Genomic DNA, 15,176 nt, shown 5'->3' on the forward strand with positions numbered 1-15,176 from the left:
CTAGCATGGCTTTTTGTGAAATGCTGGCTTGTGAAATGATGATCTGCAAAATGACAGCTTATGCAATAACAGCGCGCAAATTTTTATTTGGCATTATATATTCATTTTGATAATAGTTACAAAAATGATGAAAAAATGAGTGATTTTTAAGTTGATTTTAAAATTTATATCTTACAATACCGCCGCTTTTTGTAATAATCGTTTCTAAGATTGAGACAAGCATAAAATTAGCTAAAAAGGAAGCAAAATGAAACGCACACAAAACACAGCGAGCGCAATCATCGCAAAAGTCGCCGCCGCAAACCGCAATGTCGCAAACTATGATGCCACAAGCTATAATGCCAAAATCGCCACTGCAACCACCGCCAGCTATTCTCAAGCGCAAGCAAGCGCGCTAGGCGCAAATCGGGGGGGGGGGGTGCTTATGCCTAGATAAGCGCGCCAAAGACAAACACGCTAAATACGAACACGCCAAATACAAGCACTCTAATTGCGCCACCCTCTGCCTCTCATCCGCGCAAGCATTGCCAAATGATTTGCCAGAATCCAGCGCGCAAAATACGCAAAACGCCACAAGCGCGCAAGGCATACAAGACACGCAAGACGCAGAATCCCAAAAGCTAGATTCTGGCGACACAGAATCCAAAACACTAAGCAAAATCACCGCTATCGGCGCGAAAGAAAAAGAGGATAAATACAACTCCGCCGCCGGCACTATCTCGCGCGGCATGATAGAGTCAAACCCTAGCGGAAATGGCGACATCACGAGCCTGCTTAGGATGCTACCAAATGTGCAGTATGACAACGCGCAGCTAAGAAGCACCACGCCCGGCGAAATAGACCCGGCAAATATCAGCATCAGCGGCGGGCTGTTTTATCAAAACAACTTCCAGCTAGATGGGTTTAATATGAATAATGACTTAGATCCTGCCGGCTCAAACGGCTCAAATCCAGTAGCAACCACCGCCCTACCCGGACGCTCACAAGGGCTAAATGTCGATACCAGCCTCCTAGAATCCATAAAAGTGCAAGATAGTAATGTGAGTGCGGCTTATGGTGGATTTACCGGTGGTGTCGTCGAGGCAAACACCAAAAGAGCCACCAAAAAATTTGGCGCAAAAATCAGCTATCAAGTCACGCAAGGTGACGCCACGCCCGGCGCATTTTCGATGACAAAATATCATATATATGATACAGGCAATCAAGAGTTAGAAAACTTCCTAAACTCCACAAGTGCAGGAAACCAACCAAACTTTATAAAGCATGTCATCCGCTCTAGCCTAGAATCCAAAATCAACGACAAAGCAGGAATCATCGCTAGCTTTTCTACCACACAAAGCTTTATACCGCTGAATGCCTATGGCACAGAACAAACAGAACCTGTTTTGGATAGCTATAGAAAAACACAAAAGCGCCAAAGCTATAACTTTTTCTTAAAAGGCAACTATGATGTGACGAGTGATTTTAGGCTAGAGGCTAGCTATGCGTATATGCCACAATACAATGAATATTTTATCTTAAATTCCATAAATTCGGATTTTGATCTCGTAAGTGGCGGGCATCAAGCCACACTAAAGGCATTATGGGATAATGCGCTAGGATTTCTCACTGCGCAGACAAACTTCAGCATGATGGATAACTCTCGCAGAAACTCAGCCACTGATTATAAATCATGGCTATATAGTGCAGAAAAAAACTGGAATCCAAATGGTAACAATGGCGAGGGTGGCTATGGCAATGTGGATACTAGGCAGATTAATTTCAACCTAAAGATAAATCAAGACTTCAAGCCGCTAACTCTTGGATTCTGGGAAAATGTGTTTGTCGCTGGTGGCGAGGTGGGCTATGTCAATGCGAAATATGAACGATATGATGATATGATGATATGATGATGCAAAGAGGTGCTATAAGGCAATTAACAGCGGCTCAATCATGCGCCGAATCAGAATGGTGCTCAAGCTCACAAGTAGATATATCAAAATTAAGCACAAGCCAACAAAACACATGGAGAAACAATCAAGGACAATGGATTAATAGCGTAACTCTATATAAGGCTGGCAAAATTAATATTGATAATGCCACTCTCGCAGCATATATAGAGGATGCGATGGGGTTTAGTCTAGGATTTTTAGGTAAGATTACTGCGCGCTTTGGCTTGCGCCTAGACTATGATACCTATATGAATAAAGCACCTATCGCCCCAAGATTTAGCCTAAACTATGTAGCGCCATGGAATAAATGGGAGTTTGGACATAATTTTGCAACTATGCTAAATCTAGGTGTCAATCGCTACTATGGGCGCAATCTTTTTACCTATGCGCTTATGGATGGGCGTAGCTCATTGCAATCTACATTAACTAGAGCAAATCCGGGCATTTTATGGGAAAATGCCACTGCAACGCAAAACAAAAATGATACAAATTTCGACCAGCTACGCGTCCCATATAGCGATGAGTTTATGGCAGGGATATCGCAGAATCTATTTGTCTTTAACATTAATGCCAAGTATATAAGGAGAAATGGGCGAGATGAGATTAGGAGAATGTGTAGTGCGCCGGATGGAAGCTTAAGTTCTCCAAATTGCGCTTCTAATAGCACATTGACATCAGACCTTAGAGTATACACCAACGAAGGCAGAAGCGATACTGATGTGGTAACCCTAAGCATACAAAACAATACGCCTATAAATATCTGGCGTGTGAAAAACTACTTTCTTTTTGCCTTTGACTGGACAAATGTCAAGCGAAACTATGAAGACTACAGCACTGATTTGACTAGTGGCGAGCTAAATAATGAATGGATAAGCTGGAATGGACAACTCATCCGATATGCTGACCGCCCAGCTACGAATTTCGTCCGACCTCACACCATCCGGCTAACCACCACGCACGCCTTTAATATTTGGCGCACTAAGTGGCTATGGAATAACTTTTTTAGAATCCGAAGCAACTACACAACAATGGCAAACACAAACAATGCTAATCGCGATAGTTTTGTGATAGATGGCGTGCTTACGCCTGTGGCTACTTTTAGACCATTTGATATAAAAACCGCTTTCACTTGGGATATGCGCGTGGGCTTTGAAGTGGATGTATGGCGCAAAAATACGCTTTTTGTGAATTTTGATATATTTAATGTGCTAGATAATAGAAATATGGCTATTTACAATTTCTCTGGCACGATTGGCAACAATAACTTCGCTGCCACGCCAATATATGAAGTCGGGCGGCAGTTTTGGGTAGAGGTGGGGTATAAGCTGTGAGCCGTAGTTATTGCACTTACCCCAAGGCAAGATTTATAATGCCAAAAATTTAAGCGCAAAATGTATTATAAATATGCGATGAAGCCGCGGTGGAGTCCGGCGAGATCTTTGTAAAACTCCGCTTTGTAGCCATGCAGTGATAGCACTTGCTGCATTATGGGCTTTTGGTCGTATCCCATTTCACACACTAGCCACTTGACGCGAGCGCGCGCACATCGCGCGATGAGCTCCTCTAGCACCTCGCTGCCTTTTTCGCCGCCCACCAGCGCGCTTATGGGCTCAAACGCGACATTGCGGGGCAGCGCGTAAGAAGCGGCGATATAAGGAGGGTTGGAAAACACCAAATCAACGCCGCTCATGTCAATATCGCCCAAAAATGGCGCACGCACGAGCTCTATGCGCTCTTGCAAACCAAAATCCGCCACATTGCGCGCGGCGATTTTTAGCGCGTCTTGGCTAATGTCTGTGGCGATGATGCGCGCGGATTTTACGCTTCTAGCGATAGCGATGCTAAGCGCCCCGCTTCCTGCGCCTACCTCTACTATGCGCGCGATGTGGCGCTCGAGTGCGGGCTTTGTAGCAGAATCTAAACCAGAATCTAAACCAGAATCTAAACCAGAATCTAAACCAGAATCTAAACCAGAATCTAAACCAGAATCTAAACCAGAATCTAAACCAGAATCTAAACCAGAATCTAAACCAGAATCTAAACCAGAATCTAAACCAGAATCTAAACCAGAATCTAAACCAGAATCTAAACCAGAATCCGCGTCGCGCAAAATATGCTCGCGCAACACCTCGCATACTTTTTGCACGAGGATTTCGGATTCTGGGCGCGGGATGAGCGCACCCTCATCCACAAAAAGCTCCATATCCCAAAAACTAGCCCTTTTTGTGAGATACTCGATAGGATAAGACTCGGCGCGCTTGTGGATGAGTGCTAAAAACCGCTGCCAATCATCGCTTGAGAGCGCTTGCGTATCGTGCGTGTGAAGCCATACACGCGGCTTATCCAAAACAAAAGCTAGCAAAATCTCCGCTTCTAATCGCGGGCGAAAGGCAGAATCTAAAAAAGCAGAATCTATGTCAGAATCCCCAGCGTCTAAATGCTCGCTAGATTCTGCGCTATTATGTTTTGCTGCATCAGATTCTGCATTGTGTCGCACTCTAAGTATAGACACCGCGCACGATAGTGCATCTTTTATGCACCACACATTTTTTATGCAAGGCGCATCTTTTATATTTGGCGCGCCAGAATCTAATCTCTTATCAAACATCGCAAAATCAGCCAAGCAAGCAATCGCCCAAATAACAAAAGCCCAAAAACCCTAGCTTGTCGCCACATTTTGGCTCACGCCGGCGTGATTTGAGCCATTCACGCCATTCGCTCCGCTCGCGCCATTTGCGCGATTTTTATCCAGCTTATCTAGCGCGCATAGCCTTTTAAGCAGCGGCGGATGCGTGTAGTGGAAAAATATATACGCAGGGTGCGCGTAGGGGAAGGTTTTGTTTTCATTCACTAGGCGGATGAGCGCTTCTTTGAGGCAGTGCGCGCTCGTGAGCGATGCGCCATAGCTATCCGCCCTATACTCCGCCCTTCGGCTAAAATACCCAATCAGCGGCATCGCCCAAAAATACAAAATAGGCGATATCAGCAGCAGCACCACAAGCGTGGTCGCGTGGTTTTCCGCGAGTCCTAGGTCAGTAAAAACAGCGCTTGGCAGATTCCCCGCGATAAAAAACAGCACAAAAAGTATGATGCCAGTTATCAAGAGGTTGAAAACGATGTCTTTGTGTTTGAAATGCCCTAGCTCATGCGCTAGAATCGTAAGCAAGCCATCCGAGCTTACCTTATCAAGCAGTGTGTCAAACAGCACCACGCGCTTAGAGCTTCCAAGCCCGTCAAAATACGCATTTAGCCTGCCATCGCGGCGGCTTGCATCCATGACAAAAATGCCATTGGCGCAAAATCCCGCTTTTTGCATGAGATCTTGGATTCTAGTCTTTAGGCTTTCGTCATTCAATGGCGTGAAGGTGTTGAAAATAGGGGCGATGAGTGTGGGATAAAAGGCATTTATAAGCACCACGAGGCAAAACACGATGCCAAACCCAGCCAACCACCAATAAGCAAACTCCATAACACCTAGCAGAATCCACAGCACGACAAACCCAAACACCCCGATAAGCATGATGCTTTTTATCGTATCAGCTAGGAAAATCCCCACACTCACGCTAGAAAAGCCATATTTTTTATCAAGCACAAGCTGTTTGTAAGCATCTAGCGGAAGATGCACCAAAGAGTTTATGATGACAAATCCAAGCACAAACACAATAAAGCCAAACGCGGATTCTTCCACCAAAAAATCCTGCCATATCGCCAGCCCAAACCACACCCAGCACACAAACACCACTGCATCAACAAGGCTATTTATGATAGAGAATCTAAGATTTTCGATAGAGTATTTTGCGCTGGTGGCGTAGTCTTTGGCGGGGAGAATGACGGCTGGCTTTTTGGAGAAATTTCTGATGTGGCGCATCTGCATCCAATCCACCAAAACGCTAGGAATAGTCAATAAAACAATATAGCATAGGCAAAAAGCGAGCATGTCTTTGTCCTTCGTGTCGTGTAGTTGCGTGCTAGATTCTATAGAATCTAACTTGTGGAATCCATTTTGCAAATTTGCATAATTGTAAAACAAAAATATAAATCTATAAATAATAACTTTGTAAGCGCTTTTTGTATAGTATTCACCAAAAGTTTTGGCAAGTGGATTCTGGCAAATGTTTTGGTTAGCGGATTCTCTCAAGCGGATTCTAGCGCGTGGGCTTTAGAATCTACTAAGCGGCGCTAAGCGCAATACAAGCCACATAAAACACACATAATAAAGGAAGGTTTATGGAGCGCACAAATACAAAGACAAATACCAAGTATATATTTGTCACCGGCGGAGTTTTAAGCTCGCTTGGCAAGGGCATTTCATCATCATCTATCGCCACGCTTTTGAAGCAGAGTGGATACAAAGTGGCGATTTTGAAAATCGACCCCTATATCAATGTCGATCCCGGCACGATGAGCCCGCTAGAGCATGGCGAGGTGTTTGTCACGGCTGATGGCGCAGAGACAGATCTTGATGTGGGGCATTATGAAAGGTTTCTAAACACAAGCTTCAGCCGCGCAAACAACTTCACCACCGGGCAAGTGTATCTATCTGTCATAGAAAACGAGCGCAAAGGCAACTACCTAGGCAAAACCATCCAAATCGTCCCGCATATCGTCGATGAGATAAAAAGGCGCATAAAATCCGTAGGCAAGGGCTTTGATTTCTTAGTAGTCGAGCTTGGCGGGACGGTGGGCGATATGGAGGGGCTACCCTTCCTTGAAGCGATGCGACAAATCAAGCATGAATTGCCAAAATCTCAAGTCATAAGCATCCATGTCACACTCATCCCGCTTCTGCGCGCTGCTGGCGAGCTAAAGACAAAGCCCACGCAACACAGCGTGCAAGAACTCCGCCGCATCGGAATCTCCCCGCAGATAATCCTCACAAGATCAGAAAAACCGCTATCTAAAGATTTGAAGCGCAAGCTTGCTTTGAGCTGTGATGTCGATGATGATAGCGTGATAGAGGCGCTCGATGCCAAAAGCATATATCAATGCCCGCTAAACTTTTTGAAAGAAGGGATTCTAACCCCTATCGCTAGGCGATTTCAGCTAAAAGAATTAGCACCTGATATGCAGGATTGGGATTTGCTGGTGAAAAAGATTTTATCGCCAAAAGATGACATCACCATCGCTTTTGTTGGCAAATACCTAAATCTCAAAGAATCCTACAAATCACTCACCGAAGCACTCATCCACGCGGGCGCAAACACCGACACGCGCGTAAATATCAAATGGATCGATAGCCAAAGCCTAGATTCTAGCGACACTAGCATACTAAATGATGTCGATGCTATCCTTATCCCCGGCGGATTTGGCGAGCGCGGGATTGAAGGCAAAATCACCGCGATCCAATACGCGCGCGAGCACAAAATCCCTTTCCTTGGGATCTGCCTTGGCATGCAGCTTAGCATCATCGAGTTTGCGCGCAATGTGCTTGGCATCAAAGAGGCGAATTCTAGCGAGTTTGACGCGGATACCAAAGAGCCTTTTATCTATCTGATAGAGGATTTTATCGATCAGCAAGGCATAAGCCAGCTACGCACGCACACTTCGCCTATGGGCGGGACTATGCGGCTTGGCGAGTATGAATGCGTGCTAAAAAAAGGCAGTAAAATCTATGAATCCTACAACAAGCAAAGCACCATAAAAGAGCGCCACCGCCACCGATATGAAGCCAACCCAAAATACCGCAAAATGCTAGAATCTAGCGGGCTAATCATCAGCGGAGAGTCTAAAAATGGGCTGATTGAGACTATCGAGATAGAAGATCATCCATTTTTTGTGGGCGTGCAGTTTCACCCAGAATTTACCTCGCGCTTGCAGAATCCAAACCCCATAATCCTAGCCTTTGTCAAAAAAGCACTAGAATCCAAACACGCATCTCAACACGAGTTTAAACATAAATCCAACTATGGCGGGCAACGATAGTGAGCGGCTTTGCAAATAGTGGCATAAATAGCGGCGCAAACGATAGCGCAAATAATATGGCAAGCGAATACAGCGCGCTAGATTCTAGTGTGCTAGCACGCCTATCAGACCTAAGCGCACCACTGCTTGATAAAAGAGCGATTTTTGAGATATTGCAAGAGCGCACTAAGGGCTGGGAGTATAAGACGCTTTCATCCCTCCCGCATCCTTACGCGCTAAAATCCTGTGAGCAGGCAAGCAAGCTAATCGCTAAGCACATAAATGAAGGTAGTGAGATTCTGGTCGTGGGCGATTATGATGTGGATGGCGTGATTTCTAGTGTCGTGATGATGAAGTTTTTTGAGATGATAGGATACAAGCGCGTCAAATACATCATCCCAAACCGCTTCACCGATGGCTATGGCTTATCAGTCAATATCATCAAGCAAAATCCTAGCGATGTGATAATCACCGTGGATAATGGCATCACTGCCTATGAAGCGGGCGAATACTGCGCGGAAAATGGCATCGATCTTATCATCACCGATCACCACTTGCCAAAAGAGATTCTGCCAAGGGCGTCTTTTATCATAAATCCGCAGCAAAGCGATTGCAGCTTCCCGCAGGCTGAGATTTGTGGCGCGATGGTGGCGTGGTATTTCTGCGCTGGCGTGCGTATCGCGCTGGGCGCTGATGTGAGGCTGACACCTTTGCTAGAGCTTGTGATGCTAGCGACTATCGCTGATATGATGCCACTTACCCAGATAAATAAATGCGTCGTGCTTTATGGGCTGAAAAGCATACAAGATACGAAATTTTTGCCGGTAAAAAAGCTAAAAAAGGGGCTAAGATCCCCCAAACCAACCGCCACTGATGTATCATTTTCTATCACGCCGCTTTTAAATGCTGCTGGGCGTATGGGCGAGGGTAGGGTGGCTAGCGAGTTTTTGCTATGTGATGATGAGGCGCGAAGCGAGAGGCTTTATGAGGAGCTCGTATCGCTAAATGTCGCGCGCAAATCCACTGCCAAAAGCGTGCAAGAAGAGGCGATGCAAAATGCCAGAATCTATCAAAACGCGATAATTGCCAAAAATGATGATTGGCATGAGGGTGTGCTAGGCATCGCAGCCGCGCAGCTTGCAGATCATTTTCGGCGTCCAGCGTTTATTTTCTCTAGGACGAAAAATCACGGGCTAAAGGGTAGCGCGCGGAGTTTTGGCGAGGTGGATTTGATAGGCGTTTTAAATCGCGCTAAAGATATTTTGGGCGAGTTTGGCGGGCATTTCAAAGCGGCTGGCGTGGCGATAGATGAGGCGCGATTTGATGAGTTTTGCGCGTTTTTGGAGGAGCTTGATGATTTGCCGATGCGCGAAGAGGGCGGGGCGGATTCTGCGGTGTTTGGCGCGATAAACCCAAAAGACATCGATGAAGAGTTATTTTTGCTGCTAGAGCAGTTTGAGCCCTATGGGCAGGCGAATCCAAAGCCGGTGTTTGAGAGCATTTTGCGTATAGGCTGGACGCAAAAGATAAAGCAGATTCACAAAAAGTTTGGCTTCATGGACACTGCTGTGGAGGGGATTTACTTTTTTTGCGATGATGATTTTGGGAGCGGTGATATTGTGCGCGTGAAGTTTGGCTTGCAGGTGGATTTTTTTAGCAAAAAGCCCATTATGATTTTGCAGTCAATGGAGCTTGCGTAAATCGCGATGCTGTGGCGCTGGCTGCCTTGCTGCGCTAGGCTGTTTTGGCAAATGCTTCTGCCAAATGCTTTGCCTTGCTAGATTCTGCTAGATTCTGCTAGATTCTGCTAGATTCTGCTAGATTCTGCTAGATTCTGCTAGATTCTGCTGCTTGCCAAAATCTACTAAAATCCTGCCAAATCCTTTCGCCCGCTAGATTCTGCCACTCGCCAAATCCCGCTAGATTCTGGTTTTATTTTGTATTTTTATATTTTTGGCGATTTTTGTTTTTGAGTTTTTTGCGTTTTTTTGTGTTTAGATTTGTGGCTTTGGATTCTGCTATAATCCTTTGGAATCTAGCCCAAATATGCAGAATCTAGATTCTGCCAAATCCCAAAAAGGATAAATTATGACTAAAACAGGGCATTTTTTATCATTATCAAGCGCGACAACAAACGCAGCAGTAAGGACAGCACAAGCAATAACAAACGCGACAACAAGGGCAAAAAGCTATAGCCCGCTTGATTTATCACTATTTGCGCGTGTAGCATTCATAGCTATCGCGCTATTTGCTAGCACCAGCGCGCTTGCAGCAGATACAAATGAGCGCAACTCCAGCAAACGCAACAGCAGCGGCAATGGATTTTTGATAGATTTGGGCTATGCGCGCTATGGCGGGATATTTGATGAGAGGCATTGGTATAGCGCGCCATTTCAGAGCGAACAAAGCGGCAATGGCTTCACTATGGGCGCCAAACTCGCACTTTTCAACAAAAATGGCAATCTCGGCGCGCATATCAAAGGGCAATACACCCTATCCTCTTTTGCGCTGACAAATGCGGGAAATATAAAATTTGGCAGCTATAGCGTGGGCGCGGATGCGATATGGCGATTTCCCAATATGTCGGAATCTATGGCGGCGGCGGGTATGAGTGGCGCCAATACGACAACCTAGAAATCGCCAAAGGCACGCGCGGCGCATATATAAACGCGGGGCTACACATCGGATATCGCGCGTTTTATGTGGATGCGGGCTATCGATACAGCCTGCACCAAGACAACCTCGCACCCATCGGATTCCACAGCCCCATAAACCAATCCATGATAGGCATCACCATCACGATACCGCTTGTCGAGCTCATCGTCGATATGCTAAATGACTGGTCGCATCCTACCAATAGTCGCGAGTTTCAAAACTGCATGTCGCGCTTTGGTGACGCGGATTTTTGTCTAAGAATCACGAGGTAGAAGCAGCGGGATTTGTGGGATTTGTGATATTTGTGGATTCTGTGGATTCTGTGGATTCTGGCAACTTCTCAAATTCTGCATCTCAGCACTCGCAGATAAACGACGCGAAATCCACCTATCAGACAATGCGCTTGCGCGCTTGCTAAGCGGCTGTTTGTCAAATGTCCCACCACTAACCACAAGGTGCGATGATGAAAAAAGGAGCAACGATGCAAAATAGTGTATCAATGATGAAAAATAGCACATCAATAATGAAAAAAGTGCTGTTTGTGACTTTGTCGCTAGCGCTGGCTAGCTTTGCGTATGGTGATGATATTGCCGATGATAAATCGTCAAATTCTTATTATGACTATATCTTGGGATTTAGCAGTTGGGATTCTGATATGATGAAAGATAGGCGATTTGTAGAGGAGGGAGAAAAGCGTTGGCTAGAGTTTGGATTCAAGCGATGCATTCTTCATGGGGATGAAATTTTTAGGGAGGATTTGGATTTATTATGCACAAAGCGGGAGCGAGAGAGTTATGAGTTTGGCAAAGAATATTTTCGTCCAATATGGTATAGCGAATATGAAGAAAATGGCAAAAAATACTTTCAAACAATATGCTTTGATAATGCAGCGGAGAGATTTTGCCAATACGCACTCAAAAAGCCACTCAAACTAAAAGGTGAGCTAATATTTAGCACGGATTATAGTGTGGATGCATGTGATGAAGCTATACATGTAAGCTTCAAGGCCGATGATATGAGCGTGGCTACCGATCTTTTTAATATTGGCAATGTGGATTTTGAGCGCGACGCGCAAACATACGAAATGATAAAAAGCCAAATACCACAATGGTATTTGGATGGGCTGGCTGGAGAGGTTGGGTTTGAAGTGGAGCTTGAAGTAGCGACGCGAACTGATGCATTAAACTTTTGGTCTCTTGAGTATTCTGTCAATCTGGATTATTCTGCATGTGGCGGTTATGGTTTGCTAATGACAAAAAATCTAAAAATCCTACGCAAAATCGATGAAAAGATGTTCGATAAGGATAAATATGGAGATGAAGGAAGCAATGAATTTATTCCAAATTTTAAAGTAAAACTTGACACCACTGATGATTTTGTCAATCTACGCCAAAGCCCAAATGGCAAGATTCTAGCAAAGATTTATAAAAAGGATTTTGATAGCTCTGCTGTATTTAACCTAACCTATGGCGAATATGCCACGCCCGATAATTATTACAAAAACGACCTGCAAGCAAATATCCAAGACATGATAGGCAAGCCGCGAGGTGAGAGGCCAGAAGAGCTAGACCCCAAAAAGCCAAGATGGATAAAGGTGGTGTATTTCCCGCCAAATGTGACAAAAGCAGAGCAAGCAATAGTGGGCTATATACACAACTCGCAGATGAAAAAAACCACAGGAGTAATAAGGAGCAATGATGCAAAATAGTATGGCGATAATGGAAAATAGCGTATCGATGATGAAAAAAGTGCTGTTTGTGACTTTGTGGCTAGTGCTGGCTAGTTTTGCTTTTGGTGATTCTGATAGTGATGAAATTGCTAATATACTACAAGACAAACAAAAGATAGCAGAAGAGGAGGAATATTGGATAAGGTTTGGTTTTGGTGGGAATTGTTACAGGCCTAATGCCAGCGAAAATGATAAGCCATGCTCAAAGCAAGAGCAGAGGTATTATAAGTTTGGCAAAGAATACTTCCGCCCGGTGTGGTATGGCGAATACAGAGATGACGATGGAAATATAAAGTTTCAGCGTTATTGCTTTAATGGTGATGGTGCTCAAGGTTGTGAATACGCGCTCAAAAAGCCACTCAAGCTAAAAGGTAAGCTAATATTTAGCACGAATTATAATATAGCAGATTGTGATGAAGCTATACATATAAGCTTTGAGGCGGATGATATGAGCGTAGCTACCAGCCATTTTGGTGCTAGTAATGTTATTTTGGAGCACAACGCACAAACATACAAAATGATAAAAAGTCAAATACCGCAATGGTATTTGGATGGGCTGGCTGGAGAGGTTGGGTTTGAGGTGGAGCTTGAGGTGGCGACACGAGCCTACACGCAAGATTCGCCAAATGATACATATTCTTCTTTTGGGATGTTTTATACTGCGTGTTATCAAGACGATGAAGTTACCCTAATGACAAAAAATCTAAAAATTCTACGCAAAATTGATGAAAAGATGTTTGATAGGGACAAATACCAGTATTTTGAATATAATGGTGTCAATATCAATGCTGTTAGTGATAATTTTAAAATAAAACTTGACACCACCGATGATTTTGTCAATCTGCGCCAAAGCCCAAATGGCAAGATTCTAGCAAAGATTTATAAAAAAGATTTTGATAGCTCTGCTGTATTTAACCTAACCTATGGCGAATACAACACGCCCGATAATTATTACAAAAACGACCTGCAGGCAAATATCCAAGATATGATAGGCAAGCCACGAGGCAAGAGACCAGAAAGGCTAGACCCCAAAAAGCCAAGATGGATAAAGGTGGTGTATTTCCCGCCAAATGTAACAAAAGCAGAGCAAGCAATAGTGGGCTATATACACAACTCGCAGATGAAAACAGAAGATGAGTAGCGCATGCAAGCGCGCTTCAACGCAAAAAGCCAAGTGAGATTTATGCGAAGTGAGATTTATGCGAAGCCAAGATTTATGCGAGAAGCAAAAATAGGCTTGCTTTAAACGATTTTTATTCATATTTTAGACAGAATCTATTATTTATCTTGCCTTGCTTGATATGTTTTGCTTTGCTGATAGATTAGCCGGCGGGCAAGCGGGGTTTGCTTATTTTGCTAGCTAGCCAATAAGGCGGACAAAAATCAGATTCTGCGAGCAAGGCTTAGATTTTGCAAGCAAATCATTAACTTTTGCAAGTCAAATATCGACTCTTGCAAGCAAATATCATTTTAGCAATAGCAATCCCAAACGCTTTTCGCTTATACCTTACGCCCTCTACTCATACCTTAGCGCTTTTATAGGATCTTGCATAGAAGCCTTTTTGGCAGGGATATAGCCAAACACCACGCCGATGAGTGCCGAGACGCCAAACGCACCAAGCGCCACCCACCAGTCAAACACAAAAGGTATAAGCATCTTAAAACTCGCAAAAAGCGCGACAAAAAACCCGATAAAAATCCCAATAAGCCCCCCAAGCATACTAATCACCACCGACTCGACAAGAAACTGCATCAGCACTTCGCTTTCAAGCGCGCCGATAGCCAGCCGCGTGCCGATCTCGCGCGTGCGCTCTGTGACAGATACCAGCATGATATTCATGATGCCAATGCCCCCCACCACGAGGCTGACACTTGCGATAGAGCCTAGAAAAAGCGTCATCGTCTTTGTCGTCTCTTCCATAGTCTTTGCCATCTCTTTGGTATCCCATATCTCAAACCGCTCGCGCTGTCCTTCTTGTGGCGGGCGGATTTGCAGCATTATCTCGCGCAGTTTCGCCACGCCTTGCGTGCTATCTACGCCATCTTCTAGCGAAATCATAATTCTAGAGATAAAAAACATACTCGTAGCGCCAAAAACAAATTTAGAAAACGCCTTTAGCGGCATCAAAATCACATTATCCTGATCATTACCCATACCGCCTTGCCCTTTGGATTCTAGGACGCCGATGATTTCACACACGCTATCTTTCACGCGCACACGCGCGCCCAGCGGATTTTCATTGCCAAATAGCTCATTTATCGCGCTCGTGCCGATAAGACACACCCTCGCACCAGAATCATACTCGCGCTCGGTGATTTCCCTGCCAGATTGCAGCTTCCACTGCGTGGCGATGAGATAGTCCATATCCACGCCATTTACCTGCACCTGCGCGTTTTTGCCACCATAGCGCACGAGCGTTTCGCTTGAAGCTACGGGTGCTACGGCTTTTGCCATGCCTAGATTTTTTTTGAGGATGGAGACTTCGTTTTGGCTGAAGTTTCGCTTGAGCGCGCCCCCGCCGCTCGCAAACCCGCGCGCTGTATGCACCATGATGATGTTGCTTCCTAGGCTTTGGATTTGTTTTTGGATGTTTGCTTTGACGCCATTTCCGATAGCTATCATCACGATGACGCTCCCCACGCCGATGATGACGCCTAGCATCGTCAAAAATGCGCGCAACATATTGCGGCGGATTTGTTTGAGCGCTAGTGCGAATGCGTTTAGAAACATTAGGGATTCCTTGCGTGCGTGGGGTTAGATTCTATGGCAGAATCCAAAGGTGCAGAATCTGAAGCGAGGGATTCTGCGTTTATGAAATCTGGCGCGCTAGAATCTAGATTGGATTGCGGCAAACTAGAATCCGCCGAATTAGATTCTGCTAAATGGGATTCTGCCAAATTAGATTCTGCTAAACTAGAATCTGCCAAATGGGATTCTGCGCTAGTGCGAGAATCTAAAG

General features: G+C 45.0%; 13 protein-coding genes. 10 read left to right on the forward strand and 3 right to left on the reverse strand.

Annotated features, from left to right (window positions below):
• Window positions 1-247 precede the first annotated feature (247 nt).
• The 3 genes from BKN38_RS02815 (at window position 248) to BKN38_RS11665 (ending at window position 3,262) form a co-directional block, all read left to right on the forward strand.
• Window positions 248-436 carry a hypothetical protein gene (locus BKN38_RS02815; RefSeq protein ID WP_070957677.1) on the forward strand — a complete coding sequence of 63 codons (189 nt, stop codon included), beginning with the start codon at window positions 248-250 and terminating at the stop codon, window positions 434-436.
• Between the two features lie 88 nt (window positions 437-524).
• Window positions 525-1,889 (forward strand): TonB-dependent receptor plug domain-containing protein, encoded by a 1,365-nt coding sequence (locus BKN38_RS11660; RefSeq protein ID WP_070957678.1) that lies wholly within the window; start codon window positions 525-527, stop codon window positions 1,887-1,889.
• 218 nt (window positions 1,890-2,107) lie between these two features.
• Window positions 2,108-3,262, forward strand: coding sequence for a hypothetical protein (locus tag BKN38_RS11665; RefSeq protein ID WP_233712810.1), 1,155 nt, complete (start codon window positions 2,108-2,110; stop codon window positions 3,260-3,262).
• A 65-nt stretch (window positions 3,263-3,327) separates the two neighbouring features.
• On the opposite strand, the gene BKN38_RS02830 is transcribed toward BKN38_RS11665, so the two are convergent.
• Window positions 3,328-4,554 (reverse strand): HemK/PrmC family methyltransferase, encoded by a 1,227-nt coding sequence (locus tag BKN38_RS02830; protein ID WP_070957680.1) that lies wholly within the window; start codon window positions 4,552-4,554, stop codon window positions 3,328-3,330.
• A gap of 36 nt (window positions 4,555-4,590) precedes the next feature.
• Window positions 4,591-6,069 carry a M48 family metallopeptidase gene (locus BKN38_RS02835; RefSeq protein ID WP_066458588.1) on the reverse strand — a complete coding sequence of 493 codons (1,479 nt, stop codon included), beginning with the start codon at window positions 6,067-6,069 and terminating at the stop codon, window positions 4,591-4,593.
• Between the two features lie 89 nt (window positions 6,070-6,158).
• Here BKN38_RS02835 and pyrG point away from each other — a divergent pair, with 89 nt between their 5' ends.
• From pyrG to BKN38_RS02865, 7 genes are all read left to right on the forward strand, one after another.
• The gene (gene pyrG / locus BKN38_RS02840) at window positions 6,159-7,853 is read left to right on the forward strand and encodes a glutamine hydrolyzing CTP synthase (RefSeq protein WP_066458585.1); all 1,695 of its coding nucleotides are present in this window, start codon (window positions 6,159-6,161) and stop codon (window positions 7,851-7,853) included.
• On the forward strand, window positions 7,853-9,532 hold the full coding sequence (gene recJ, locus BKN38_RS02845) for a single-stranded-DNA-specific exonuclease RecJ (RefSeq protein ID WP_066458582.1): 1,680 nt from the start codon (window positions 7,853-7,855) through the stop codon (window positions 9,530-9,532). The genes pyrG and recJ overlap by 1 nt, the downstream gene beginning before the upstream one ends.
• Before the next feature lie 388 nt (window positions 9,533-9,920).
• Window positions 9,921-10,466 (forward strand): hypothetical protein, encoded by a 546-nt coding sequence (locus BKN38_RS02850; protein WP_066454877.1) that lies wholly within the window; start codon window positions 9,921-9,923, stop codon window positions 10,464-10,466.
• Window positions 10,397-10,759 (forward strand): hypothetical protein, encoded by a 363-nt coding sequence (locus tag BKN38_RS02855; protein WP_066454880.1) that lies wholly within the window; start codon window positions 10,397-10,399, stop codon window positions 10,757-10,759. The genes BKN38_RS02850 and BKN38_RS02855 overlap by 70 nt, the downstream gene beginning before the upstream one ends.
• Window positions 10,738-10,905, forward strand: a complete 168-nt coding sequence (locus BKN38_RS10965; protein ID WP_156528157.1) for a hypothetical protein — start codon at window positions 10,738-10,740, stop codon at window positions 10,903-10,905. The genes BKN38_RS02855 and BKN38_RS10965 overlap by 22 nt, the downstream gene beginning before the upstream one ends.
• A gap of 63 nt (window positions 10,906-10,968) precedes the next feature.
• Window positions 10,969-12,195 (forward strand): hypothetical protein, encoded by a 1,227-nt coding sequence (locus BKN38_RS11670; protein WP_066454884.1) that lies wholly within the window; start codon window positions 10,969-10,971, stop codon window positions 12,193-12,195.
• Window positions 12,185-13,357: a hypothetical protein gene (locus BKN38_RS02865; protein ID WP_066454889.1), complete on the forward strand. Its 1,173-nt coding sequence runs from the start codon at window positions 12,185-12,187 to the stop codon at window positions 13,355-13,357. The genes BKN38_RS11670 and BKN38_RS02865 overlap by 11 nt, the downstream gene beginning before the upstream one ends.
• A 375-nt stretch (window positions 13,358-13,732) precedes the next feature.
• Here BKN38_RS02865 and BKN38_RS02870 read toward each other — a convergent pair whose 3' ends face one another.
• The gene (locus BKN38_RS02870) at window positions 13,733-14,947 is read right to left on the reverse strand and encodes an ABC transporter permease (RefSeq protein ID WP_066454892.1); all 1,215 of its coding nucleotides are present in this window, start codon (window positions 14,945-14,947) and stop codon (window positions 13,733-13,735) included.
• Window positions 14,948-15,176: the final 229 nt, after the last annotated feature.

The sequence above is a fragment of the Helicobacter sp. CLO-3 genome (assembly GCF_001854545.1).
Lineage (GTDB): Bacteria > Campylobacterota > Campylobacteria > Campylobacterales > Helicobacteraceae > Helicobacter_B.